The following is a 25,026-nucleotide window of genomic DNA, read 5'->3' on the forward strand; positions in this document are numbered from 1 at the left end:
GCACCCTCAAAGGGTGCAATCCGGGACAACCGGGTGGAGGTCTAAAAGAGACGCGAAAGCTCTCAGGGGTTCGGGCCAGAAGGTCTGAGTTAGATGCAAGTATTGGAAACCCAGTGCCGGGCGAATTACCGGCCTGAACACAAAGAGGATTTATCAAAATGGCTAAGGTTGATTGTTTTCTGAAACTTGATGGTATCAAAGGCGAATCTCAGGACAAGACGCACAAGGACGAGATCGACATCCTGTCCTGGTCCTGGGGCGCATCGCAGTCCGGTACGACCCACATGGGTTCCGGTTCCGGCGGCGGCAAGGCACACTTTCAGGACCTGAACCTGGTGATGTTTGTCGGTAAGGAAATGACTGCCCTTCTGCAGCACCTGTCGACAGGCAAGCACATTTCCAAGGGTACACTGGTTTGCCGCAAGGCGGCGGGCGACAATCCGCTCGAGTACCTGAAGATCGAGATGAAAGACCTTATCGTCTCCAGCTTCTCCACCGGTGGCAGCGGAGCCGAAGACCGGGTCACCTACAACTGCTCGCTCAACTTCGGTGAATACAAGGTGATGTACACCGAACAGAAGCCGGACGGCTCCAAAGGTGCAACACCGGAGTTCGCCTGGGACATCGCAGCGAACGAAAAGAAGTAAGGCATTTGCCGAAGCGGCTGCCACCCAAGCAGGTGGCAGCCGTTCTTTTTTGGGGCGAAATTCTGAAAATGAAGACGCACTGCGTTTTCCGCCTCCCGGAATTCCTTGACCGCAGCTACCTCCCGGGCATTGCCGATGGCAAAATCAACTGTGAAGATTCACGCGCCTTTGATGTGGGCCTTCCGCGCTATGGACGACCCGGACTACAAGGCTGCGCAAGAACGCCAGAAAGAAAACACCAAGAGCAAGAACCTCAAGTCCGGCCGGCGGCTTTCCAGAAGTTACGGTGTCACAGAACAAACGCTTTTGTCGGAGGTCCGGCGCGATCTTCAGGCCCTTTTGAACACCGTCAACCTGAATTCCACACAGGATCTTTCAGACTTCCCTGAAGTCGAAACCTCAATTTTGAACTATGGCCTTCCCGACCTTTCCGTCCATGTCGTCGACACCATCAAGATTGAAAGACTGGCGGATGATATCCGGGACGCACTCATTCGTTTCGAACCTCGGATGGATCCGCGGACGCTCCAGGTCATCCGGGACGACTCGATCGACAGCGACACTTTCAAGGTCAGATTTCTGATCAAGGCCGAGATACGATGCGACCCGGTTCGCATCGGAAGCGAATTCATTGCGGATGTCGACCCGGCATTCGGGCGTATCAAAATCATCGGGGCGACTGCATGAACCGCGAATTTCTGGACCTCTACAATCAGGAACTCACGTATCTGCGTGAACAGGGCACCGCATTCGCCGAATCCTACCCGGCGGTCGCCGAGAGACTGGGCGGGCTCCTGGAAGACCGGTCCGACCCGATGTTGTCCGGATTGCTTGAAGGGACCGCGTTCCTCGCCGCCCGTGTTCAGCTGAAGATGAAGCACGAGTTTTCCGAGTTCACATCCAATCTGTTCGAACAGCTTTATCCATCGGCCCTCGCCCCGATACCTTCCATGGTGCTGGCGCGCGTTACGCCCAAGTATGGCGACGCCAACCTCCGGTCCGGGATCAAGGTCGACCGGCATGCCCCCATGGAGGCGGTTTTCCGGGAACGTCAGGGCGAGGTCAGGTGCCGGTTCACGCTTTGCGCACCCATAACGCTCACCCCCTTGCAGCTGACAGGTGCTCGATATCTGAGTTCTGCCGCCCAGGTGTCCGGGCTCGGCGCGGCAATGGCCGAGGACCGCCGTGTACGGGCAGGCCTTGCGATCAAGCTGACCCACCGGATGGCGGAAGATCCGGAACTTGAGGTTTCGGAAGAAGAAGCGCTCAAGAAACCGGAGTATCAGGTTGCCGGATGCCGCATTGATGAACTCCCTATCCAGCTTGTCGGGCCCCTCGACCTTGCCGCGAAGGTTTACGAGCAGATTTTCGGACATACGATCGCGGTCTATTTGAGAACGGAAGACTCGTTCGGCCAGGCAACGCTTCAGCGCTTTCCCGTGGATGCGGTCACCCAATCCGGTTTTGATGAAGACGACGCGCTGCTGCGCAACGACAGAAGACTGTTCGTGGGTTTTGACCACCTGCGGGACTATTTCAATTTTCCGCGCAGTTTTCTGGGGTTCCGGCTGACAGGATTGCGGAAGTATCTCGACCGGGTGAAAGCCAAGTCCTTCGAGGTCGTGTTCGTCTTCGACGAGGCAGATTCGCGCCTGCCGGCTCATGTCGAGGACAAAATTTTTGCGCTCCATACAGCACCGGCAGTCAATCTGTTCGAACGCGCCACCGATCGGGTACCGATCAAGAAGGGGCAGCACGAATTTGCCGTCATCACAGACCGCACCCGGCCCCTTGACTACGAGGTCCATTCCGTCACCGAGGTGAATGCCCATTTTTCCGGTGGTGAAAAACGATCCGTCGAACCGCTGTACAGCGTCGCACCCGACACGGAAAAAGCAGGACATGAATGGTTCTACACGATCCGGCGGCTGCCGCGCCGGCAATCTTCCAGCGAACTGAGAAGAATGCAGCCGAGTTCCTATATCGGCACGGAAACGTTCATCATGATATCGAGCGGCGCACAGGCGACGGCGCTCCTTGAAAGCGGCAACAAGCGGCTTGCGGAACTGTCACTGAAGGTCCTGGCCTCCAACCGGGCGCTGGCGGCGGAGCTGCCTGTCGGCACAAACCCGGAGAAGTCGTCGATTGGCGATTTTCGCATTCTTGAAGATGTCAGCCTGAAGGTCGACTGCGTCGCAGGCCCGACACAGCCGCGCCCGCCGCTGATTTCCTACAATGAACGGCTCGGCGAAGAAGGCCATGCCGGCGCGATCGCATGGCGGCTCATCAACGTGCTCGCACTGAACCATACAGGCCTCGTCCACGACGCGGCCGGACAGGACGGCAGATCCTTCAGGGACATCCTCAGCCTGTTCGCTCCACTCGCCGACAACGCGTCGGATCGCCAGGCCCAGTCGGTACGTTCGGTCTCGACACGACCGGTAGTCCGGCGTCTTCAACAAAAGTCGGGAACCGGTGTGGCGCGCGGGCTGGAGGTCACGATCACACTTGATGACAAGGCTTTCGAAGGGGCCAGCGCGTTTCTCATGGGTGCCGTGCTGGATCGTTTCATTGCGGAATACGCGTCTATCAATCATTTCACCCAATGCGTGATCGCGACCACGGAACGCGGCGTGATCATGAAGTGGCCGCCCAGGATCGGAGCACGAGGGATCCTATGAGCGACGCCGACGAAAGCGACCAGAAAACAAAGGTCGTCCCAGAAGGCAAGAAGACGCCTGCCGACAAGACGATCGTGCAGGTCGCTGCAGCGCCTTCCGTCTGGCCGGACATGCCACCCAAACCTCAAGAAACAGTCCCCGATCCGACTTCAGAAGCAGCGGACCTGCCCGATGTCGCGCTCGAAGCCGAGGGCAGCGACGATGCATTGATCGAGGGCGAGACATCAGGCAGCGCGACTTCATCGCACGCGACAGAAGTTGCGCCACCGTCCGAAGCGGAATCGGGTACGGAAACCGTGCCGGCCGATGCGGAGGAGCCGCCTGAAGTCGAGGCGATCGTGCAGGTCGCCGCAGCGCCTTCCGTCTGGCCGGACATGCCACCCGAACCTCAGGAAACAGTCCCCGATCCGACTTCAGAAGCAGCGGACCTGCCCGATGTCGCGCTCGAGGCCGAGGGCAAAGACGATGCATTGACCGAGGGCGAGATATCAGGCAGCGCGACTTCATCGCACGCGACAGAAGTTGCGCCGCCGTCCGAAGCGGAATCGGGTACGGAAACCGTGCCGGCCGATGCTGAGGAGCCGCCTGAAGTCGAGGCGACCGGGGAACCGCTTGAAGCAGAAGGCAAAGAGGGACCGCTTGACGTAGAGCCGATCGAGGAGCCCGAAGACCGGGTTCTGCCGGCAGACCTGGACGAGCAGGAACAGGAACAGGAACAGGAACAGGAACAGGAACAGGAACAGGAACAGGTTGCCGAAACCAGAATTGAAGTTCCAGTTCAACAGCAATTTGCCTCTTTGCTGGCCGCACTGAGCGACCGTGTGCAAAAACACCCGGGCGGGCATGATTTGCTGGCCGTTCTGCGCATGTTGGAGGGTCAGACGGGACCGGGCGGAGCGCAGTCGGGAATGGGGCCGAAAAACCTCGATGAGCCTGCCCCTCCCCGCATCGGCAAGAGCCGCCGGACAATGGAGGACATCGTTCGGTTTGGCCAGGATCCGACCAGCGAATTCGCCACATCCACGATTGAGCGTGCAACGCGCGATGCCGATGACGGCCTCGTTCTGCTCGAAAGGTTTCTGGGCCTGCTGGGACCACAAGGCGCCCTTCCGTCGGCCTATACCGACGAGGCAATCGTTCGCGGCCTGCAGGGCGACGACAGTTTCCCGCGATTTCTGGATGTCTTCAACAACCGCTTCATTCAGTTTTTCTTCCGGGCCTGGGCCGACGCTCGGCCGATCGTGCAGCACGACCGGCCCGACGATGACCGATTCCTGTCCTACCTCGGATCAGGCATTGGCATTGGCAGCCCGGTCTATCAGAACCTCGACCGGATCGATGACCGGCTGAAATTGCTGTTTGCCGGCCTGACCTCCACAAAGGTGAAGAGTGCGGCGCGCCTCAAGGCACTGATCACCGGTGTCTTCGACGTCGAGGTCGAAATCGACCAATGCGTCGGCACCTGGCTGCACCTTGATCCGGATGATCAGCTCAGCATTGGCGGTCTGGGCCCAGGCGGCGCAGGCCAGCTTGGCATGGACACGATCGTCGGCTCCAAGGTCTATAGCGTCAGCGACAAGATCCGGATCCGGATCTTCACCAGTTCACTGGAAGAATACCGCAAGTTTCTGCCGCCGACGCGAACAAGGCCCAATCCCTGGACTGAACAGCTTTTCGATCTCATCGATTTTTATCTCGGACTTGAGATCGAATACGAAATCGAACTTGCACTTCCCAAACGATGCGCCTCTGCCGTCCGGATGGACAGCATCAGCTCCGCGACCCTCGGACATATCGGCTGGCTGAAGCCGAAGGACGCAACTCCGCAGGACGAAGACGCATTCGAAGACGAAGAAGAAATGTTGACCGATACCCGGTTCCGCCCGGTTCGTCGGCATACCACCGTTTATCAATAGGTCTCCAATTTGAAAGGCCGGTGCCATGAGTGACATTCTTGTTGAAACAGTTGCCAACAAACTCACCACAGTCAGCTATGACTGTCTCGAAAAAGCCATGCGGCTGACCAAGAGTTCGGGTCACCGGCATCTGGAAATCCTGCATTGGCTCTATTATCTCGCGCGCGATGAGAATACGGACTTTGTCCACATCCTGCGCCATTTCGGAATTGATGTCGGCGATGTGCACGGCGACCTGCAAAAGGCAATCGCCGATCTGAAGATCAATCAGACCGAACTTCCCTCGATGGCAGCCCCCTTCCAGGAAGCGCTCGAAAGGGCCTGGTTCGAAGGAACGCTTCGCTACGGCGACTACAAGATCCGGTCCGCCTATGTCCTTCTCGCGGCCATGGGCGACAAGACCACCTGGCGCCAGTTCCGCAGCTATTCGCCGGCCCTTGAGGGATTGAACCGCGACGTGCTTGCGCGCGATCTCGACAAGATTGCCGGGACATCAAGTGAAGTCGGCGCACGTCCGATCGACGGTTCCGGACCGAAAGCCGCGGCGGCACCGGGCGGCGAAGCGGTGGAAGCCGCACCTGGAAGCGGCGTTGGCGAAGATGCCCTTTCCCAGTTCACGGTCGACTTCACCGCACGTGCACGCGCCGAAGAGTTCGACCCAATCGTCGGGCGTGACGAAGAAATCCGCCAGGTCATCGATGTTCTGATGCGCCGCCGGCAGAACAATCCGATCCTGACCGGTGAGGCCGGCGTCGGCAAAACCGCAATTGTCGAAGGGTTTGCACAAAAGATCGTCGCGGGCGACGTTCCGCCCGCATTGCTGGGAACGCGCCTGTGTGCACTTGACCTTGGCTTGCTGCAGGCCGGGGCGTCCATGAAAGGCGAGTTCGAAAAGCGGCTTCGTGCCGTCATTGACGCCGTTCATGCCTCGATCGTGCCGACGATCCTGTTCATCGATGAAGCGCATACGCTGATCGGTGCCGGGGGTGCAGCGGGAACCGGTGATGCCGCCAACCTGCTCAAGCCGGCGCTCGCGCGCGGCACGCTGCGCACGGTCGCGGCAACGACATGGTCGGAATACCGTCAGCATTTCGAAAAGGACCCTGCCCTCACACGCCGGTTCCAGCCGGTCCAGGTCGACGAGCCGGATGAGGAAAAATGTTTCGCCATGGTGCGCGGACTGCTCGGCCCCATGGAAGAACACCACCAGGTGCGCATTCTGGACAGCGCCGTCAAATCCGCAGTCTCGCTCTCCCACCGATACATTCCGGCACGGCAACTGCCCGACAAGGCCGTCAGCGTTCTGGATACCGCGTCTGCCCGCGTGAATATCTCGCAAGCGGCTCAACCTGCCAAATTGTCGGACCTTGTTGCACGCAAGGGATTTCTCGAGACAGAGAAAAGCGCTCTTACCAATGACACCGAACTTGGCATGGAGCATCAGGAACAGCTTGATGCCCTCAACGAGGCCATTGAAGCGACGGAACGCGACATTGAAAAAGTCAGGGAAGAGTGGGAGCGTGAGCGCGGCCTCGTGGCAGCGATACGCCGACTGAACGCTGCGCTTTCGCAGCTCAGGGGCGGTGAGCCCGCTCCTCACCCTGAAAGCGCGGAGATCGAGGATCCCGAGCACGAAGGTCCGGCACTGGTCTCAATCGACGACGTTGAACTTGATCTTGACGTCGACCTTGAAGATGAAGACGCCATTCGCGCAGCACTTCATGAAAAACGCGCCGAACTCTCCGAGATCCCGGAAGACGAGCGCATGGTCTATGCCTATGTCGACGATGAAGCCGTTGCCAGCATCATTTCGGACTGGACCGGAATACCGGTCGGACGGATGGTGCAGGATGAAATGGCAACCATTCTCAACCTGACGGACAGCCTGAACAAGCGTGTCATCGGCCAGGCACATGGCCTGGCAATGATTGCCAAACGCATCGAGACCAGCCGCGCTCAACTGGGCAACCCGGACAAGCCGATCGGCGTGTTCATGCTGTGCGGCCCTTCCGGTGTCGGCAAGACCGAAACCGCACTCGCGCTTGCCGAAACCCTTTATGGCGGCGAAGACAGCCTGATCACCATCAACATGTCGGAGTTCCAGGAAGCGCATTCCGTCTCGGGTCTGAAAGGGGCGCCTCCGGGGTATGTCGGCTATGGCGAAGGCGGGCGCTTGACGGAAGCCGTCCGCCGCAAACCCTATTCGGTCGTGCTTCTGGACGAAGTGGAAAAGGCGCACCCGGACGTTCATGAAATCTTCTTCCAGGTCTTCGACAAGGGCTGGATGGAAGACGGCATGGGCCGCAAGATCGACTTCCGCAACACGCTTATCCTGCTGACATCGAATGTCGGTACGGAAACGATCATGAATGCGGCAAGCCACATGCTGGACGCCCCTGTTTCAAGCGACCCGGATCTCGCCGCCACCGACCCGAATGCACCGGATGCCGAGGAGTTGGCGGAAGCCTTGCGCCCGGCGCTTCTGGACGTGTTTCCACCGGCATTGCTCGGCCGTATCGTGACGATCCCCTACTATCCGCTGTCGCCCTCCATGCTCGGTTTCATCATTCGCCTGCAGCTCAACCGCATCGTAAAGCGCGTGAAACAGAACCGGGACGCGGAGCTGACATTCGGAGACGATGTCATTGCCCATATCGTTTCGCTGTGCCGCGACCCGGACAGCGGAGGACGCATGATCGACAATATCCTGACCAACGATCTCCTGCCCAAGCTCTCCAGGGCGTTCCTGACCGCGCAGATGAACGGAGAGGAACTGACCTCCGTATCAATTGCCGCCGGTGAAGAGGGCCTGGAAATCGCCACCGGCGACGCCTGACGCGCATAAGAGACGATTTTGGCGGTGCCCCGGCACCGCCATTTTCCTTGGTTGTCACCTATTTGAGGTGAGCTGCATCGGGCGGCTGCAGTCCAACGCGGTTTACAATGCGCCCAACGATCCGGTTTCGAACCGGCCTTATTGACTGCCCGTCAGAACCTCACCGATAACGCCCTGATAGGCCTTGAGGTCCTTGCTTGCGACGGATTGAGGGGCATCCGCTCCGGTCTCCATTTCGAAGGACAACGGGTCGGCAGGCTCGCCTCGCTGGCGGATTTCAAAATGAAGGTGCGGCCCCGTCGACAACCCTGTCGTTCCGACATAGCCGATCAGATCCCCTGCCTGAACAACGGAACCCAGTTCGATGCCGTCGGCATATTCGTGCATGTGCGCATAGCGGCTGGTGATGCCGTCCTTGTGGCTCAATTCTATGAAGTTTCCGTAGCCGCCGCGCACATCCTTGTAGGTGACCTTGCCGGAGAAGGCGGCGCGAATGGGCGTGCCGGTCGGCGCGGCCCAGTCCACACCGGCATGGAGCCGGGACACTTTCTTGATCGGGTGAAACCGCATGCCGAATTTCGATGTCAGAACGCCCTTCACTGGAACAAGCATGGCACCGGAAAGACTGATCTTGCCGCCCTCACTCACACACGCGAACCCCCTGTTTCCGGGCGCCTTGAGAACATAGCAGCGCACCGACCAGTTATCTCCCGTGCGCACACCGGCAAACAGGACCCGGCCGCCGCCTCGCTTTTCGTCGCGCGCCATGTCGCTGAAAACAAGCGTGAAGCGCTCGTCCGGCTTTATCGCTCTCTTCAGATCGGTGGTAGGCGCAAGATAGGCGATGGCCTCTCCAACGATCGACGCCGGAACGGCATTGCGGACCGCGGTCGCGTAGAGACCGTCAATCAGCCTGTGCGTCTTGCCGGCATCACCGCCCTCGTCGTCCACGATCTTCTCCTGCACGATCTCTTTTCCGAACCATGGGTCAGCGCCGTGATTGTACCCCTCTCCCTCACGTGTTGCGGAATAGGCGGCAGTTCCGACATATCCTTCTGCCGAATAAAGTGATAGCTGGACCGGCCGATAGTAGTCGCCAATGCGTCCCAGCCGGTTGGGCATACGAACGCCGCGTATGGCGATCTTGTCGCCCGCGATCAAATCGGACCTGTCAAACTCCTGCTTGAGGAATTCACCGAGGTCTTTCGAAGCGTCTTCGTCGAAACCGTTTTCCTTCAGAAGGGTTCCAATCGGGACAGTCTTGGTGATCGCCTTGCGCAGCTCGATCCGGCTGGGACCCTGCCCGATCGGTCGTTCCGTCAGGTAGAGATCGAGCGTATCGGTTGACGGTTTCAGGAACACCGGCAGATCGGCGGTCCCGGCGTCGCTGTCCACGTCCGGCTCATCGACCACCAGTCCATCGGATTCCTCGCCGCCGCCGAAATTGCCGAACTGAAAGTCGGCTTCACTGCCGGGCGCGCGGATTACCAGGTCGCCATCGTCGTTCAACATCCGGCTGTCCAGCACAAATGCACTCAGCGATGGCAAAGCAGTCACGCCGCTGGATTTCGAACTTTCCGGAATTGCGCGTTCCGAAAGCTGTATGCGATCCGCCGAAGCGCCGTCATTCAGCAGAACCGGATCGCCGGCGAGCGGAATGACCGCAGACACTGCCATATCGAAGAAAGGATCGGCGGGAACATCGAGATCTTCAACCGTGCCGTCATCCGCCGCCAGTGCCGGGCCGGCATCAACCGTTTCAATCTGCTGTTCCTGGGAGGCGACCCCGGTACCCTTCTCGGCATCCCCCTTCTCGGCATCCCCCTTCGCGGCATCCCCCGGGTTCTCGTCGTCCTCGATGTCCGTTGCAGGTGGCGCATCGGTGCTTCTGGCGACTGTTTCCTCGGGCGCTGAAAGCGAGATCGCGCCTGAGGACACCAGATGTGCAATTCCACCGATGCCGCCGCCGATGATCAAAAAGGAAAGCGCAAGTATCCCGTAGATCACGAAGGGTGAACTCGCGCGTTTCTCTTCTTTTGCTTTGGGAGGCTGCGGTTGCGCCGCGGGTTCCGGCGCGGACGGAGCCACGACGGGTTTTCCCGCAGGTCGTATCACCGTGCGGTCAAATTCGGGCCTGTGTGCACCGTGGCTGTTGTTATCCGACCACTGAACCATCGTTCACCCTTGGCTACAGCAGTTTCTCTTTGTGTTCAGCTGCAAGCCCGATCATGCCGGATGCGGCCATCAGATGCAAAAGCACGGACCAGGCGCAAGGTGCGGCGCATTCAGCGCGGAAACTCGACAAGGTTGGATTTTTGCCCCGTGCTTTCGGCGTTGTCTTCGCCTGTTTCTTTTTCCATATATATTTCAGGCACATCCAGAGTGTACACCGATATATCCGTGCTCAGTCCACGCAGCTGACCAGTCCAGATTTCCAGGAGCGGATAACGTTTGGGCAACCCGTCCGCCACCGACTGGCTAAGCGCAAGGCGAACTTTTTTGTCCTTGGCGACGGATTCGACCCTGCTGGCCGTGTTCACGGTTGTTCCCATCACGGTAAAAGAACGGCGGTGCTCGCCGCCGATATCACCGACCAGGACCGGACCAGCGTTCAGGGCGATCCTGAGATCCAGCCCCGCCTCGCCGGTGATCTGCCTGATCTCAACAAGGCTGCCGATAATCTCGTGAGCGGCGTCAACCGCCGCCTTTTCCGGGTTGTCGACCGTGTTTGGTGCGTTCCAGACCGCCATGATCGCGTCGCCGATATATTTGTCGATATAGCCCTGATGTTTCGTGATCGTCTGTCCGATCCTGTCGAAACAGGCATTGACGACGCGCACAACGTCCCGGTCGGGAAGCTTCTCGGACATCTTCGTAAAGCCGACGATGTCAATGAAGGCGACCACCACATGCCGTGTGTCTCCGCCGAGTTCCGGCAACTGCTCGGATGTCGCCATGTGTCTGATCACGTCGGGTGCCAGATAGTGGCCGAACAGCCTGACAAGCGATCTCTGCCGCCGTTGCAGAATGCTTACCTTGCCGACGGCTGCCGCCACCATCGCCATTACGCAACTGACCGGAGCCACACCCGGGGCGATTAGAATGCCGGCTTCCAGGCCGGCCAGACTCAAGCCGAGACCGGCCAAAACGCCGAGGACAGCGATCACCGGCAAGACCATGAGCGGAAAAAACAGCCCGGCAACCGCACCGGCAATCGCAAAGCCAATGGCCAGTGCGGTGAGCAGTCCGCGCGGCGGCGCAACAGCATAGCGATCCGACAGCGCTGCGCCGATCACATCGGCCAGTATGAAGACGCCGGCGGTCTGCGGCTGGACCCTTGGCCTGCCTCCCGGTCCGGTGTCGGCGGCTTCGGGGGAAACGTGGGGCAGGAAGCGGTCCGAATAAAGATGTTCGTCCTCGAAGGGCAACAGGCCGCCAAACAGAACGATCCGGCCCTTCGAAAACTCCTTCAGCCTGGCGCGCCCTTCCTCGTTTTGGCTAAGCGTCAGAACATCGATCAGGGACATGTAAGGCAACGATGTCGCCAGTCTCGAATCAGGTATCGAAACAAATGCTTCCGACACATCTGCACCCGCCGCCCCGAGAAGCGCATCGATCAGGTGCGGAGATTCGTTGAGCGGCAATTGCGGCACATGTTTGCGTACGATGCCGTCATTGTCGGTCGACACGATCACCGAACGAACGCCACCAGCCCCGATCGCAGCGGTGAAGCTGCGATGTGGAACACCGATTTCGGTATGCGCGATAAAGACTTTGCCCCTGTTCCGGTAGGCAAAGCTCTGGAATGGTCTGTCAAACCCGCTGAGGCGCGCTTCGCCGGTACTGGGATCAACAAAGGAATCGGCACTGTAGGCAAATACAAAATCAAAGCCGAGAGCGGTCGCGCCCGCGTCGAGAACAGCCTGTCCCGCCTCGGCCATGACCGGCGTCATCAGGACCCGGGGGATGCGGGACAGACGTTCTGAATCGAGCGACGCCTGATCAAGACCAACGACGGCAACGGGAGAAGAGGTCAGCGCTGGTTGGTTGAAATTGGCGCGGAGCTGAAAAAGACGGTCCGTCACCCAGCCTTCCCAGATGGCCTTGTTCGCAGACAGACCGACAACAAGTCCTGCCATCGATGCGACAACCGCAATCAGCAGGACAAGTTGTTTTCGGCCGATGGCCGAATCCGCGATTCGGCCGTTTGACTTCATTTCACGAGAACGACCGCGGTTTTGCGCCCGACCTGGGCCGGGTCAATCGTGATTTTCCGCATCTCAACACCGAAATCCGGCGCCTTTCCTTGCAGAAAAAGCTCGACTTCAACGGCGTCGTCTTCACTTTCGCGCTCCGGCATCTCGGTAACAATGTTGTCCAGAACGTCAAACCGGATCGGTTCACCGCCGCCAAAGGAGACAAAGACCGAGCCGTACTGATCCTTCGCTGTGTCATCGAAACGAAGCATGAGGGACGCGGCTTTCTTATTCTCCAGCGTCAATCCGCGCAGCGTGACCGTCAATCCCTTGTCGGCGGTGCTTGAGTTGGAGCCGCTATCGGCCTGCAGGCAGTTGCCAGCGCGCAAAACCTTTTCTTCGCCGCCATCAAGCACGAAACCGCCCGACGACACCGTCAGCGTTCCGGCCTTGATCCGCACTTCCTGACAGGCCGAATAATCCAGCAGGTCCACATGTCCGGAAGCGCCCAGATCAATCACGTCTCCAGGCATCAACTCCGAAAACGCGGACACGGAGACCCCTTCGGACCTGTCAAGGACAAGTGCAACGGGATCCGCAAGCGCAGCGCCGGACACAATCGTGCCCAGTCCGAATGCGGCGACCAAACCGGTCGTTTTCAGACTTCGTTTTGCAAATCGACTAAACAAATCTTTCATGACGGTCTCCAGGGTCAATGGTTTGTTGCGCATGAACTCGGCCGGAGTCCGAGCGCCAATCAGTGTTTCAATAATACCAGAAAATCGCGAATTGAATGTGGCTTTGGTCACATAAACGCGAATTGGATGGCACGACCTAGCCCGCAGGTTCGGTGTAGACCCCAGTTATGCCGACAGCCTCTGCAGAATTTCCGATCAAACTCAGCAGTTTTGGTGCAAGAGCGGGGTCAAGCGGCCTGCCCTCCATCGCGGACAGGACACCGACAAGCTGAGGCATGGTTTCCCGGGATCGAATCAGCACGATATGGTCGGCTCCAAATGGAAGCGCTGCGCGGAGATTGAGCACATAGGGCGCGTCTGCCTCTAGCTTGGTATCCAATCCCAACGGATCGGCTTTCCTGTTTGGTGCAAGAAGGCGCACAGTGCCGTCCGCCTCCAGCGCGAACACAGCCATGAAACCGCTTTCTTCGGACCGAAGTCCAACCCGGAGCGGCGATCCTTCCGGTATGTGCCCGACGGCCGGTCTCAATGTGCCTTCGACCGGTTTGCGTTCACGCGAAAGCGCGTAGAGCTCGGACAGGAACAGCCACTTGGAAACGACCTGCGAAAAACGGTCGGCATTTCCGGCGCTGTTTCTCAGAACGATATCCCCGAACTTGGTCAGGACATCGCCTTCCTCGACATCCCAAAAGAGATCGGCGTTGCCATCGTTGACGATCTCCACGGCACCGCCATGCTTTTCGCGCAGGTTTTTCAGAACCGGAAGAGCAATATCGGTGCTTGCCGAAATCGTCAGTCCGGCGGTGCCGCGTTCCAGAATGTTGTCCTTAACCCTTGGCAGAACCGCGGCGCGTGTACCGCCGCCGACCGTCAGGCTCGGTGTCTGCCTGCCCTCGGTCGCAACGCGCACGGTTTCCTTGAGAAACAGGGTCAGTTCCTCCATCGAAATGCCGCCATCCCGGTCAAGATCCGCCCGGCCCTCAACGCCGCGCGCAAACGACCAGCTCAATGCGCCCCTGGGCTCACCCGCGATCATGAGTTCGGGGATCACCTGCCCGTCCACGGTCGCGCCGACGTAAATAACGTTGGGAAGCTCCTGCAGGTCCGACGCGTCATCGCCGTGCCGCTTCAAAAGCGGATGGCTCGGCTGCGATCTCAGCACATCGTTTTCAAATGGAGGCAAGCCGACCAGACGTGTCCCCAGGCGCACGATTCTCGGATCGATCGACCGCGTCATTGTGCCGGAGTGGCAGCTGTCGGCGAGTACCAGGACACTCCGGTCACCGGCCGCCCGGAGCATGGCCGCAAGATCATCATCCCGCAGACGCTCAGCATTGCCGGGTGCAGAGATGTCAAAACCGGCGAGCAGGAAGACTTCGTCCAGCCCGTCCGCCTCGGATCCCTTGACCCATTCGTCCTCTTGTGCGCCGTGCCCTGCATAGGAAAGCACAAGCACATCGTCAGGGGCAGAACGCTCGATCAGGCCTTGCCAGGCCGTCAGTATGGCTTCTCTGGTGGCCGCACCGTCGTAAAGGGTTTCAAGATCTTCGACGCCTGCAGCCTGCAGGGTTCCGGCAATATCCCTTGCATCGTTCACTGCTCCGCGGAGCGGCGAAACATGCTCATAGGCATCGATCCCGATCACCAGTGCCCGCCATTCTCCCGCCGCGACCGCCTGAGGGGCAAGAAGCAACGGAAGAGCAATGGCAAAGGCAAGGCGGCGCAACGATGCAACACCAAGGGCCGCCTTCAAATACATAGTCATGAGTAGCCTCACGCGCCGGTGCGATATCAGCCCCAGCCGCCGCTGCCGCCGCCGCCAGGTCCACCGCCGCCGCCGCCGCCACCGCCGCCGCCGTTGTCATTGTCGCGGATGAGCGGATCGTTGATCGGGTCCGATACCGGGGTCGCGGTGCGGGGTGCGGAAGAGGTCGTTGTTGCGATCGGTTGCGCACCCGTAGAGACGGTCGGCTGTGTTGCACATCCTGCAAGGAATAGCGCCGTCAAGCCTGCTGAGGACAATGCCAGTCTAATGTGTTTCATCTATTCCTCCTTAACAAATCAGAACAAATCATATCTGGGACGGCTCTGTTCCCACTGATATTTGACGAGAGCGATCAGGGCTTCGTCGCCCTGAACAGGTGTGAGATCAGAGCTACTGAAAAACTTTTTCAATGCATCTCTCGTCTTTCGGCCGGGTTGGCCGTCAACCGGGCCGGGTTCGAACCCTACGTCGGTCAATGCCTGCTGCAAGACCATTGCCTTCAGGCGTTTGTTGGCGCCCTTCAGATCCTCGCGGCCCTTGCCGGCCGCCGAAGAGGACGGATCGACGATGGCAGCCATTGCCAGCATTCTGATCCGGTCGCGCCCTGCAGCGTCGCCTGATTGCTGTCCAAGCATCCAGGCGGTGTTGTAAGCGCCCCAGGCATCGCCGCGTTCCGCGCTTTCGCGGAACCATCTGGTTGCCTCTTCTGCACTCTTCTCAACACCCTGGCCGTTAAAGTAAAGCAGGCCGATCGCCGTACCGGCAGCCGGATGACCGCCTTCATGTGCCTTTTTGAACCAGGCAAGCGCAGCATCATAGTCCTGCGGGGTTCCTTTACCGTCCCGATACAGCGTACCCATGTTCAGGTAGCCGTAAATGTCCTCGCGGGACGCGGACCTGTTGAAGTAGTAAACGGCGCGGTCGACATTCCCCTCGACATGTTTACCGTCAAGGTAAAAGCCACCAATCGCATTGAATGAAAAAGTGTGGCCGGCTTCCACGGATTGCAGAAGTTTCTCAAGGCCGGCCTTCTCGTTCTGCTTGGTTCCCTCGCCCTTGATTTGTGCCATACCGAGCGAATGGAGCGCATATGCGTCACCGCGTTCGGCCGCTTTGCTGTAGAGTTCGACCGCCTTTTTGCGGTCGCGGTCCCGACCGGCACCAAGGAAGTACATCCGGCCAAGCACCTGTCCCGCACGCACATGGCCCATCTGGTATGCCTGCTGGAAATAGTTGGCGGCTTGCGCCAGATCGCCGGCCGCAAACGCACCGCGTCCGCGCTGGAATACAAAACGCCCGATCTCCGGGTGAGCTTCCATTGCCTCCGCACAGGCCTTGTCCACCGCGGCTGAATCGATATCGTTGGCCAGCCGACCCTCGGTCACGGCCTGGAGATCGAACGGTTGTGTCGCCAGTTGATCGCATTGGGTCACACGCGGCTGCACAATCTGCGTCAGCGTCTCACCAGTGCTGCCATTCTCGGCGGGTAATTCGAGGGTGAAGCGCCGTGCTTCCGTCTCCGAACCGATTTGAGGCCGCACGGTCAAGCTGGAAAGACCTGACATCGGGAACCGGTCCCCAGGGCGCAGAAGCCGACCGTCGGAAGAAAGTTGAAGATCGCTGTCGACTGACACCACTTTCAACCAATCATCCGTCGCCGGCAAACCCTCGTCCGGTGCATCGGCATAGACCTGGACCGGACCGACGCCGATATCGGCCTCGACTGCAGAGCCCTTCGAAGTTTGCGAAAGCCAGGCGATCAGTTGTTCCAGGCGTTCCCTGCGTTCTTTTTCCTTTGCGCCATCGTCTGGAACCGGTGCCGATTGAACAACCGTGATCGATGCAATCGCGGACGCCGAGCCACCCCAATCATCCTTGACCTGGTAGCCAATGAGTTCAACATCACCAGCGCCTGAACCGTCCGGCAGAAACTCGAGGCTCGCCAACTCCACGGCATCAAGCGTATCGCCCTCGCCGATGGTCCTTCCATCTGGCAGCCGAAGCACACCCTTTTCCGGTGACAGCGTCAGCGTTGCGACGATCGCACCTCCTTCAGGCTGAACGGGCTCGGGTATGGAGAGCGGGCTTGCGTCACTGCCAAGCGGAACACTCACCCGGTGATGTGCAGTGACAATAGGCTCGGGTTTCGGCGGCACGAAGTAGAAATTCGTCACCAGGGTTGAATCTTCATACGGGATCTGTTGACCGCCGGTCTTACGCACCACTTCATCACGGACCTTGGTCATCAGGTCTTTGATTTCAAGCGAAGGATCCAGTGCATTTGTCACGACGGATGACGTGAACGGGCTCAACGGCCCCTCGCCGTCATAGGCGACCTGACCGGGCCGGGTCGCGTAGGAAATGAAACTTCCAAGCTTGTTGGGAATTCTGCGCAGCCCACGGGTCTTGCCGAGTGCGTATTCCTGCTCGCCCCAGAACAGACTGCCGATTTCGAACGGATTGTCACGGCACGCATCGAGCATCACAATCTGCAGGCTGGATGCAGCCTTCATGTAATCAAGCAGGTGGGAGACCTTGAGACTTTCGAACTCCAGATCGTATTGAGACGCCAGTTTGGCATCTACTGGCAGCAGAAAATTCGAATCGCCAACCTGCAGGGCATGGCCGGAGTAGTAAAAGAGCGCCGTATCGCCGTCGTTGAGTTCGCGCAGGAACCTGCGGACAACTTTTTCCAGCTCTTTCTTGCTGAGGTTCGTGCCCACGGTAACGTCGAAATCCGCTTCGCGCAGAACGCGTGTGATTTCATTCGTATCGTTGATCGGGTTCACGAGGGGTTCGACGAATTCGTAATCCTGGTTTCCGATCACGAGCGCGACCCTGCGGCCGGGATCTTCCGCCGTTGAAGCCAGAGCCGGGGTCATGATAGCCAGCACGCCGAAAGCTGCGCCGATTGCCCCGTCTCTTGCGGCGCGCCGCAAGCTTGTTACCGGACCTGTCACACTTTCTTTTGCAGACCGCATCAAAGCTGGAAGGTTTTTCCGTTTTTGCATATCGTCCTCAGCGCCATGTCTTGAACGGGAAAGTCTCATAAATTCTGAAATCTGGCTGTGACGTACCTCACAGCTTCGTCGATCCGCCCCTGGATCGGATTATTCGCCCAAATAACCTTAAGTAAAGTGATGCACACTTGCACAAACTAGGCAAGCGTGCGACCGGTTTAAACACCCGACTTTTTTCGACTTTTCGTCTCTTCGCACGGAAAGTTTATTGAAAATCGGAAGGGCAATTGCTGTATTTGCTGGAAGCGATCCTTCCTGTTCACGAGCCGACGAGCACAGTTTCATGACAAAAGAGCTCAAAATCCGCCGTTTGAGTGAGGTTGAAATTGACATTCCCCTGGACATGGCCATGCAGGAAGGCTGGAACCCGGGACTGGAAGATGGTCCGGCATTCTTTGCAGCTGATCCCCAGGGATTCCTGGGCGGCGAGATTGACGGCAAGCTGATTACAGTTATCTCCGCCGTCCGTTACGGCGATTCTTTCGGCTTCATCGGGTTCTACATCTGCAAGCGGGAGTACAGAACCCGGGGCTTTGGACATCAGATCTGGGCTCAGGCGATGTCACATCTCGGGCCGAGGCTCATCGGCCTGGATGCCGTGAACGAACAGACAGCCAGCTATGCCGAACATGGCTTCAAATCCATCTACCGGAACATCCGGCAAACAGGCGTTTCACTTTGTGATGCCCCCATGGACCCGCGCATCGCCCCTCTGGGGCATGGCGTCTTTTCAGCGGTCAACAGCTATGACGGGCGTTTCTTTCCGGCACAGCGTGAAGATTTCCTGAAAATCTGGACGGCACCGATGCTCGAAACACGCAGGGGATTTGCGTTTATCGAAGACGGCGAGGTCAAGGGATACGGCGTTTTGCGGGCGTGCCACGAAGGCTTCAAGATCGGCCCCCTCTTCGCCGATACACCGGACATCGCCGATACGCTCTTCCGGACACTCGCGGGCCAGGTCAAAGGGCAGTTCATTATCCTCGACACGCCGGAACCGAACGCGGCGGCCCTGCTTCTGGCAGAAAGATATGAGTTGTCGCCGGAGTTCGAGACCTTCCGCATGTATCGGGGCGCAGTCCCGGATCTTCCGCTCGACCAGATTTACGGGATTACCACGTTTGAACTTGGCTGATGCGCCTGATCAGTGCTCGACGCTCTGATACGCCAGCATTGCGCCCGCAAGGTCTTCGAGCGCAGCGCCAACGGACTTGAACATGGTGATCTCGTCATCTGTCCCGCGTCCTGCATGATCACCGCGGCACAGATCATAAAGATCTGCACGGATATCGCCTTTCGAAATCAATCCCGACTGCAGCGGCTGGACGATATCCCCGCCCTCAACAAGACACCCGGCGCGCGTGTCGACGAAGATTTCGGCACGCTTGATGAGTTCGTCGTCGCTCTCGCGCATGGTCGGTTTGAAGGCGCCGACAAGGTCGACATGCGCGCCCGGTTTCAGGAGATCCCCTTTGATCAGAGGCTCGCTGGACAGTGTTGCCGCGCTAACAATGTCGGCCTTGCCGAGGGCTTCGCGCAGACTGGACGCCGCCTCGATTTCTATCGGGAATTGCGTCTTTATTTCCGCCGCGAAATCTTCCGCCTTTTCCTTCGAGCGTCCCCAGATCGTGACATGCTCAATTGATCGGATGGCCATGTGCGCCGCGATCAGGTTCGGAGCAAGACGGCCGGTTCCAAGGACAAGCAGATGACGCGCGTCGGAGCGCGCCAGGTAGCGCGCCGCGAGCGCGGAGGCCGCTGCGGTTCTGCGGGCGGTCAATTCGCCGCCATCGATCATGGCAAGCATTTCGCCTGTTCTGGCGTCCGACAGGAGGTACTGGCCATGCACTGCCGGCAAGTTACGCTCCGCATTTCCCGGAACGACGTTCACCACCTTCACCCCTGCATAACCGCCAGGCACCCAGGCCGGCATAAGCAGCATCGTTCCTGCCGGCTCTCCGGGAATTTCAAAGTCGTGGTGGTGCCGTGTCGGCATCACGCAGCCCGAACGGAACATTTCCGCCAGGGCATCGATCAGGTCGGGAAACGGCAGGGCATCGCGCGTCTGGTCTTCAGAAAGCAGTAGCATGCAAGGTCATTCAAATTACGGTAATCACCGGTAGACCAAATCACAGAAGACGGCCCGGACCAAGCTATCTCTCGAAAAGAATTACGATTTTACCTGCAAATTCATGACAGGTCGAAAATCATCATGACATAGGCAGCAAACAGCGTCAGATGAACGGCTCCCTGCAGGTAATTCGTTGTCCGCGTTCCGAATGTGATCAGGCTGACGACAAGGGTCAGGGCGAGCAGCACGATCTCCGGATAATCCAGTCCCAGTTCGATCCTGTGTCCGGTCACCCAGCTGACGACCAGAACGGCGGGAACCGTCAGTCCGATTGTCGATACCGCAGCGCCAAGACAGATGTTGACGGCGCGCTGAAGCTTGTTTTCCAGTGCGGCCCGCAGTCCGCTCATCCCCTCCGGCATCAGCACGAGGGCCGCAACGATGAAGCCGCTCAGGGCCAGAGGGGCTCCGATTCCTGAAGTGCCGGATTCGACGTAAAGCGCGAGTTTCTTGGACAGAAGGATGATCGGAACAAGCGCTCCGAACAGACCGGCAACGTGAAACGGGATCGACCGGACGACCGCCCCATGATGCTCACCGCCATCGTCGCCGGCATCCGGTTGACGGAAAATATCGCTGTGCGTCACCGTCTGCATGGCCAGGAAGACACCGTAAAGCAGAACGGACATCACGACTTCGAAGCTCGCCTGCAAGGGTGACAGTTCGCCGCCCGGTGCGGAATGGGTCATGCGCGGCAAAACGAGGGCGAACACGGCCAGAGGCACAAGCACGGCCAGGAACGCATTCGCACCCTGAAGATTGTAGGTCTGGTTCTTATGCCGCAGCCCACCTGCAAGCAGGCACAGGCCGATCAGTCCGTTCAGAACGATCATGATCACGGAAAACATCGTATCGCGCGCCATGGTGGGCGCTGCCTCGCCAGAGACCATGATCGCCACGATCAGCGCGACTTCAATCCCGACCACGGCAAGTGTGAGGATCAGGGTGCCGAACGGCTCCCCCAGGATCGTTGCCAGACACTCTGCATGCCTGACCACGGAAAAGGCACACCACATGACAGTGAGGAAGATAACCGCGAGCAGAGCGAGCGACGGCCCGACGCCAATGACCTCCGGCTTCAGAATGTCACCTGAGGCGATAAACGCTGCGAATACGATGAAGCCTGCAAGGCTGGGCAATTCGGATCTGAAAATGGACACTGAAACCACCGTTCCGTTACAGGAAACTGCGTGGAACATATTTAGCCGTTCTGTGCCCCGGATGACCACACCGAAAAGCGCTAAAGACAAAAAAGGCCGGCGCGATGCGCCGGCCAATGAAAATCCGATTGTTATTACGTCAGATCGCAAGATACTCCTGACGCAGTTCTTCATTGTCGAGAACTTCCTGTGCCGTGCCGTCAAAAACGACCTCGCCCATGTCCAGAATCACAGCGCGGTCGGCAAGATGAAGCGCGGCAATCGCGTTCTGCTCCACGATGATCGTGGTAATGCCGAGTTCCTTGACACCTTCGAGAATGCGCTCGATTTCCTGAACGATCACGGGAGCCAGACCCTCATATGGTTCGTCCAGAAGAAGCAGCTTGATATCGCGGGCGAGGATCCGGGCGACCGCCAGCATCTGCTGTTCTCCGCCCGACATGGTAACAGCTTCCTGCGCGCGGCGCTCGGCAAGCCGCGGGAAATGGTCGTAGATCCGCTCGATCGACCAGCCTTTCGGTTCGGCGATCTGTGAAAGTTCCAGGTTTTCCTGAACCGTCAGACCCTGAATGATGCGCCGGTCTTCGGGTACGAGCCCGACGCCGACACGCGCAGCCTGATAGCTCTGCATGTCGTGAAGCGGCTGATGATCGAGCCAGATTTCGCCATGGGTCAGGTTGGGATCATCCATCCGGGCAATGGTGCGGAGCGTTGAAGTCTTGCCAGCGCCGTTCCGCCCGAGCAAGGCCAGAATTTCACCCTCGCGGACATCGAAACTGATCCCCTGAACGATATAGCTTTCGCCATAGTAGGAGTGTAGGTCCCAGGCCGAGAAGTATGCCGGAGCCGTGCCGCGCGCCTTCTGGGGCTTGACCGCAGGTGCTGTTTTGCCTGCGAACTGATCTTCGAGAATGCTCACAGGTGTGCTCCTCCGAGATAGGCTTCCTGAACGCGCGGATCGCCTTTGATGTCTTCCGGCTTGCCCTCGGCAATGATCGCGCCCTGGGCAAGGACGGTTACCTTGTCGGCAAGCGAGAACACGACATGCATGTCGTGCTCAATGACAACCTTGGTGATGCCGCGATCGCCAATCCGCTTCAAAAGGTCAATCGTGTTGTTGGTATCGGCCCTGGACATGCCGGCTGTCGGCTCGTCCAGCAGAAGAAGCTTCGGGTCCTGCGACAGGCACATGGCCAGTTCCAGGCGGCGCTTGTCGCCGCGCGAAAGGCTGTCGGCGACCATGTCCTTCTTTTCGACCAGGCCGACGTCTTCCAGCATGTGAAGCGCCTTGTCGCGGACTTCCGTATCCTTGCCGACATCCGCGAATGCATGCAATTTGAATTCGCCGTCGCGTTTTGCCAGCGCCGGGATCATGATGTTTTCCATCAGCGTAAGATCCCCGAAGATCTCCGGTGTCTGGAACACCCGCGAAATACCGATCTGATTGATCTCGTAGGGTTTCATCCCGGTCAGCGAGATATCGCCGAACATGACGCTTCCGGTATCCGGCACGAGCCTGCCGATCAGGCAATTGAGGAAGGTCGACTTCCCGGCTCCGTTCGGGCCGATAATCGCCTGAACAGTGCCTTCCTCGACGGAGAAGTTCACATCATTCAGGGCTCTCAGCCCGCCGAACGATTTGTTCACGCCCTCGACACGCAAGATTTCCATGTCATTTCACCTTATTCAGCTGGAGCGGCCTTGGGACGCGCAGTGGAATTCTCGTCCTTGGACGATTTGCGTTTGAAGAGCCTTCCGATCCTTTCCACGCCTTCCATGATGCCACCCGGCAGGAAGATCACGATCAGCATGAACATGATACCGAGCGTCAGGTGCCAGCCTTTCCCGATGAAGGGATGAATGACAAAGACGAGGAAATCGGCAAGACCCTGCGGAAGCGCGGCGAACCAGTCGTACAGAATGTTGTCGTTGATCTTGGAGAAGATGTTCTCGCAATACTTGATGAAGCCCGCTCCGAGCACCGGACCGATCAGGGTCCCAGCCCCGCCGAGGATCGTCATCAGGACGACTTCACCGGACGCGGTCCACTGCATGCGTTCAGCACCTGCCAAGGGATCCATCGCAACCATCAGCCCACCGGCCAGTCCGGCGTACATTCCGGAGATGACGAACGCTGCCAGCGTGTAGGGTCTGCTGTTCAGTCCGGTAAAATTCATGCGCTGCTGGTTGGATTTGACCGCACGGAGCATCATGCCGAAGGGCGAACGGAAGATCCGGATTGCCACATAGAACGCAATCATCATGACCACGGCGCACAGGTAGTACCCGGCATTGAAGGTGAACAGCCAGCCCCCCATGCTCAATTCGAAACTCTCGCGCATCGGAATGCCGAAGAAGTTCGCTGCCGGTATAGCGCCGTTTTCCGAGCTGACACCCAGAATGCGCGGATCATCAAGCGCCAGCTGCAGGCCTGTTTCGCCGTTGGTGATCGGTGTCAGCACCGAATAAGCAAGCGAAAACGACATCTGCGCGAAAGCCAGCGTCAGGATCGAGAAATAGATCCCGGACCGGCGCAGCGAGATATAGCCGACCAGCAGGGAAAACAAACCGGCGAAGACGACCGACATGAAGATCGCCGGAATGACGTTCATGGTCAAAAGCTTCATCATCCAGACACCGGCATAAGAACCGACACCCAGGAAGGCGGCATGCCCGAAACTCAGGTAGCCCGTCAGGCCGAACAGGATGTTGAAGCCAATCGCGAAGATCCCGAAAATCAGGAACCGCTGCATCAGGTCAGGATAACCGGCGTTGAACTGTGCCAGCTCGGATCCTTCCGGAAACGGGTTGAGCAGGAACGGCGCCAGCACAACGAGGAGCAAGACCAGGAAGAAGAGCGATGTATCTTTTTTGTTCAGTCCAAACATGACTCAGCTCTCCATAACGCCCTTGCGGCCCATCAGACCCCGCGGACGGGTCAGGAGGATCACGATTGCAACGAGATAAATGATGATCTGGTTGATGCCGGGCAGCAACGCGACGACTTGCGCCATGGAGGCGAAACTTTCAAGAATTCCAAGCAGGAAGCCGGCCAGAACCGCGCCCGGAAGCGAGCCCATTCCGCCGACAACAACGACGACGAAGCTCAGGACGAGGAAGTCCATTCCCATATGGTAATTCGGTGAATTGATCGGCGCATACATGACACCGGCAAGCCCGGCGACCACGGCGGCAAGCGCGAACATGACCGTAAAGCGCTTGTCGATATTGATGCCGAGCAATCCGACGGTCGACCGGTCAGCCATCCCCGCTCGAACGACCATTCCGAAGGTCGTGAACTGCAGGAAGGCGAACACGGCACCGATGATGACCGCGGCGAACAGGAAGTAAACAATGCGCCAGTACGGATAGATGATGATATTCGGATCCATGCCGAGCATCGCACCGAAATCAAGGCTGCCGGCGAACACGTCGGGCGCCGGGGTCGGGATCGGATTGGCACCGAAGAAGTACTTGATGATCTCCTGCAGCACGATGGCGAGGCCGAAAGTCACCAGGATCTGGTCCGCGTGCGGACGCTTGTAGAAATACTTGATCAGGCCGCGTTCCATGAGGAGCCCGACCAGCGCCATGATCGGTATGGAAAACAGGATCGCCAGCGGGACCGACCAGTCTATTATCGCCGCCCCCGTCTCCGGCCCGAACCAGGCTTCGACATAGGGTGTTTCGACCTTCAGGGGATTGCCGAGAAAATCCTTCTGGGTCTCATCGATCGTCACGAACGACAATGAGAGCAGACGGCTCAGCGTGACCGCGCAGAACGCCCCGATCATGAACAGCGCGCCGTGGGCGAAGTTCACCACGCCGAGCGTTCCGAAAATGAGGGTAAGGCCCAACGCGATCAGCGCGTAGGCTGACCCCTTGTCGAGACCGTTCAGAATTTGAAGAAGTATCGCGTCCATCGCTATCAACTCGGATCATCAGCGCGAGTCAAAATCCCCAACCACGCACTATT

Annotated in this window: 18 protein-coding genes; 6 read left to right on the forward strand and 12 right to left on the reverse strand. The window is 58.7% G+C overall.

The annotated features are described in order from the left end of the window. Positions 1-158: 158 nt before the first annotated feature. The 5 genes from RBB49_RS27215 to tssH all read left to right on the forward strand — a co-directional run bounded on the left by RBB49_RS27215 (position 159) and on the right by tssH (position 8,080). Entirely contained in the window at positions 159-647 is a 489-nt protein-coding gene (locus RBB49_RS27215; RefSeq protein ID WP_306146115.1) for a type VI secretion system tube protein Hcp, read from the forward strand. Positions 648-782: 135 nt separating this feature from the next. Further along, positions 783-1,334, forward strand: a complete 552-nt coding sequence (gene tssE / locus RBB49_RS27220) for a type VI secretion system baseplate subunit TssE (RefSeq protein ID WP_306146116.1) — start codon at positions 783-785, stop codon at positions 1,332-1,334. Beyond that, complete coding sequence (gene tssF, locus RBB49_RS27225; RefSeq protein WP_306146117.1) at positions 1,331-3,328, forward strand: type VI secretion system baseplate subunit TssF; 1,998 nt, start codon at positions 1,331-1,333, stop codon at positions 3,326-3,328. The genes tssE and tssF overlap by 4 nt, the downstream gene beginning before the upstream one ends. Continuing rightward, entirely contained in the window at positions 3,325-5,244 is a 1,920-nt protein-coding gene (gene tssG, locus RBB49_RS27230) for a type VI secretion system baseplate subunit TssG (protein ID WP_306146118.1), read from the forward strand. Before tssF ends, tssG begins: the two co-directional genes overlap by 4 nt. Before the next feature lie 25 nt (positions 5,245-5,269). Beyond that, a complete protein-coding gene (tssH, locus tag RBB49_RS27235; protein WP_306146119.1) occupies positions 5,270-8,080 on the forward strand; it encodes a type VI secretion system ATPase TssH in 2,811 nt (936 codons plus the stop codon). A 138-nt stretch (positions 8,081-8,218) separates the two neighbouring features. On the opposite strand, the gene RBB49_RS27240 is transcribed toward tssH, so the two are convergent. The 6 genes from RBB49_RS27240 to RBB49_RS27265 all read right to left on the reverse strand — a co-directional run bounded on the left by RBB49_RS27240 (position 8,219) and on the right by RBB49_RS27265 (position 17,621). Further along, positions 8,219-10,168, reverse strand: coding sequence for a M23 family metallopeptidase (locus RBB49_RS27240; protein ID WP_306146120.1), 1,950 nt, complete (start codon positions 10,166-10,168; stop codon positions 8,219-8,221). A gap of 197 nt (positions 10,169-10,365) precedes the next feature. Continuing rightward, entirely contained in the window at positions 10,366-12,219 is a 1,854-nt protein-coding gene (locus tag RBB49_RS27245) for an adenylate/guanylate cyclase domain-containing protein (RefSeq protein ID WP_306146121.1), read from the reverse strand. A gap of 74 nt (positions 12,220-12,293) precedes the next feature. Continuing rightward, positions 12,294-12,974 carry a hypothetical protein gene (locus RBB49_RS27250; protein WP_306146122.1) on the reverse strand — a complete coding sequence of 227 codons (681 nt, stop codon included), beginning with the start codon at positions 12,972-12,974 and terminating at the stop codon, positions 12,294-12,296. Between the two features lie 136 nt (positions 12,975-13,110). After that, on the reverse strand, positions 13,111-14,739 hold the full coding sequence (locus tag RBB49_RS27255; RefSeq protein ID WP_306146123.1) for a caspase family protein: 1,629 nt from the start codon (positions 14,737-14,739) through the stop codon (positions 13,111-13,113). A 26-nt stretch (positions 14,740-14,765) separates the two neighbouring features. Further along, on the reverse strand, positions 14,766-15,017 hold the full coding sequence (locus RBB49_RS27260) for a hypothetical protein (protein WP_306146124.1): 252 nt from the start codon (positions 15,015-15,017) through the stop codon (positions 14,766-14,768). Positions 15,018-15,035: 18 nt separating this feature from the next. Beyond that, a complete protein-coding gene (locus RBB49_RS27265) occupies positions 15,036-17,621 on the reverse strand; it encodes a caspase family protein (protein WP_306146125.1) in 2,586 nt (861 codons plus the stop codon). 421 nt (positions 17,622-18,042) lie between these two features. Here RBB49_RS27265 and RBB49_RS27270 point away from each other — a divergent pair, with 421 nt between their 5' ends. Beyond that, complete coding sequence (locus tag RBB49_RS27270; protein ID WP_306146126.1) at positions 18,043-18,894, forward strand: GNAT family N-acetyltransferase; 852 nt, start codon at positions 18,043-18,045, stop codon at positions 18,892-18,894. A gap of 9 nt (positions 18,895-18,903) precedes the next feature. Here the strand turns inward: RBB49_RS27270 and RBB49_RS27275 are convergent, their stop codons facing one another. The 6 genes from RBB49_RS27275 to RBB49_RS27300 all read right to left on the reverse strand — a co-directional run bounded on the left by RBB49_RS27275 (position 18,904) and on the right by RBB49_RS27300 (position 24,973). Next, the gene (locus RBB49_RS27275; protein WP_306146127.1) at positions 18,904-19,848 is read right to left on the reverse strand and encodes an ornithine cyclodeaminase family protein; all 945 of its coding nucleotides are present in this window, start codon (positions 19,846-19,848) and stop codon (positions 18,904-18,906) included. 101 nt (positions 19,849-19,949) lie between these two features. Beyond that, positions 19,950-21,050, reverse strand: coding sequence for a calcium:proton antiporter (locus RBB49_RS27280; protein ID WP_306146128.1), 1,101 nt, complete (start codon positions 21,048-21,050; stop codon positions 19,950-19,952). Between the two features lie 139 nt (positions 21,051-21,189). After that, positions 21,190-21,969 carry an ABC transporter ATP-binding protein gene (locus RBB49_RS27285; protein WP_306146129.1) on the reverse strand — a complete coding sequence of 260 codons (780 nt, stop codon included), beginning with the start codon at positions 21,967-21,969 and terminating at the stop codon, positions 21,190-21,192. Then, positions 21,966-22,721 (reverse strand): ABC transporter ATP-binding protein, encoded by a 756-nt coding sequence (locus RBB49_RS27290; RefSeq protein WP_306146130.1) that lies wholly within the window; start codon positions 22,719-22,721, stop codon positions 21,966-21,968. Before RBB49_RS27290 ends, RBB49_RS27285 begins: the two co-directional genes overlap by 4 nt. A gap of 11 nt (positions 22,722-22,732) precedes the next feature. Further along, entirely contained in the window at positions 22,733-23,938 is a 1,206-nt protein-coding gene (locus RBB49_RS27295; RefSeq protein WP_306146131.1) for a branched-chain amino acid ABC transporter permease, read from the reverse strand. Between the two features lie 3 nt (positions 23,939-23,941). Continuing rightward, positions 23,942-24,973 (reverse strand): branched-chain amino acid ABC transporter permease, encoded by a 1,032-nt coding sequence (locus RBB49_RS27300; RefSeq protein ID WP_306146132.1) that lies wholly within the window; start codon positions 24,971-24,973, stop codon positions 23,942-23,944. Between the last annotated feature and the right edge of the window lie 53 nt (positions 24,974-25,026).

It is taken from the genome of Roseibium sp. MMSF_3412 (assembly GCF_030733265.1).
Classification (GTDB): domain Bacteria; phylum Pseudomonadota; class Alphaproteobacteria; order Rhizobiales; family Stappiaceae; genus Roseibium.

Coding starts and splice junctions, on each gene's coding strand:
- RBB49_RS27215 (WP_306146115.1), top strand. CDS start 159: ATGGCTAAGGTTGATTGTTTTCTGAAACTTGATGGTATCAAAGGCGAA.
- tssE (WP_306146116.1), top strand. CDS start 783: ATGGCAAAATCAACTGTGAAGATTCACGCGCCTTTGATGTGGGCCTTC.
- tssF (WP_306146117.1), top strand. CDS start 1,331: ATGAACCGCGAATTTCTGGACCTCTACAATCAGGAACTCACGTATCTG.
- tssG (WP_306146118.1), top strand. CDS start 3,325: ATGAGCGACGCCGACGAAAGCGACCAGAAAACAAAGGTCGTCCCAGAA.
- tssH (WP_306146119.1), top strand. CDS start 5,270: ATGAGTGACATTCTTGTTGAAACAGTTGCCAACAAACTCACCACAGTC.
- RBB49_RS27245 (WP_306146121.1), bottom strand. CDS start 12,219: ATGGCAGGACTTGTTGTCGGTCTGTCTGCGAACAAGGCCATCTGGGAA.
- RBB49_RS27250 (WP_306146122.1), bottom strand. CDS start 12,974: ATGAAAGATTTGTTTAGTCGATTTGCAAAACGAAGTCTGAAAACGACC.
- RBB49_RS27255 (WP_306146123.1), bottom strand. CDS start 14,739: ATGACTATGTATTTGAAGGCGGCCCTTGGTGTTGCATCGTTGCGCCGC.
- RBB49_RS27260 (WP_306146124.1), bottom strand. CDS start 15,017: ATGAAACACATTAGACTGGCATTGTCCTCAGCAGGCTTGACGGCGCTA.
- RBB49_RS27265 (WP_306146125.1), bottom strand. CDS start 17,621: ATGACCCCGGCTCTGGCTTCAACGGCGGAAGATCCCGGCCGCAGGGTC.
- RBB49_RS27270 (WP_306146126.1), top strand. CDS start 18,043: ATGACAAAAGAGCTCAAAATCCGCCGTTTGAGTGAGGTTGAAATTGAC.
- RBB49_RS27275 (WP_306146127.1), bottom strand. CDS start 19,848: ATGCTACTGCTTTCTGAAGACCAGACGCGCGATGCCCTGCCGTTTCCC.
- RBB49_RS27290 (WP_306146130.1), bottom strand. CDS start 22,721: ATGGAAATCTTGCGTGTCGAGGGCGTGAACAAATCGTTCGGCGGGCTG.
- RBB49_RS27295 (WP_306146131.1), bottom strand. CDS start 23,938: ATGTTTGGACTGAACAAAAAAGATACATCGCTCTTCTTCCTGGTCTTG.
- RBB49_RS27300 (WP_306146132.1), bottom strand. CDS start 24,973: ATGGACGCGATACTTCTTCAAATTCTGAACGGTCTCGACAAGGGGTCA.